This window comes from Vibrio sp. 1401 (assembly GCF_033340295.1).
This window is the reverse complement of sequence record NZ_JAWOWF010000747.1, coordinates 1-543: the sequence shown is the minus strand read 5'-3', so window position 1 is coordinate 543 and position 543 is coordinate 1. Positions and strand designations below refer to the sequence as shown.

Sequence of the window (543 nt, the reverse complement as noted above, 5' to 3'; positions counted from 1 at the left end):
AAACAGAAGCGTTGTTGGCGGTGAATACAGCGATCACGGGTTATCTTGCCGATCCAAGTGCAGATCCCATTTCTCTGCCATACAACCTCGATGCTTGGGATGGTTACTATGTCGAGCGTGAAAAAGTCTACCAACTGGCCAAAGCAAGTAGTGGCAATTTTGTGTGTTTAGCGGGCGATACTCACAACGCGTGGGCAAGTGAGTTAAAAGATGTGTCAAACAATCCGATAGGGGTCGAGTTTGCGACGAGCTCGGTGAGCTCTCCGGGGTTAGAAGAGTATTTGGCGTTGGACCCGGTGGCGATTGCTCAAATGGAATACACCTTGCCGCATTTAGTCTCCGAGCTGCAATGGGCTGACATCAAACAACGTGGCTTTATGCGAGTGACCTTTACTGCTGATGCCGCTCAATCGACGTGGTACTTGGTGTCGACCATCAAAGACAAAAAGTATCAGGTGACGACGAAGTCGGCGTCTACTACAAATGGCACAACGTTAGACATTATCTAATCTAAACTGGCGAAAAAAGTAAAAGTCCGCTCAT

The 543-nt window shown here is 48.3% G+C and carries 1 protein-coding gene; it reads left to right on the top strand.

Features of this window, described 5'->3' with window-relative positions:
* A partial coding sequence (locus tag R7Z77_RS27925) for an alkaline phosphatase D family protein (protein ID WP_318137378.1) occupies nucleotides 1–509 on the top strand: 509 nt, incomplete at its 5' end.
* Between the last annotated feature and the right edge of the window lie 34 nt (nucleotides 510–543).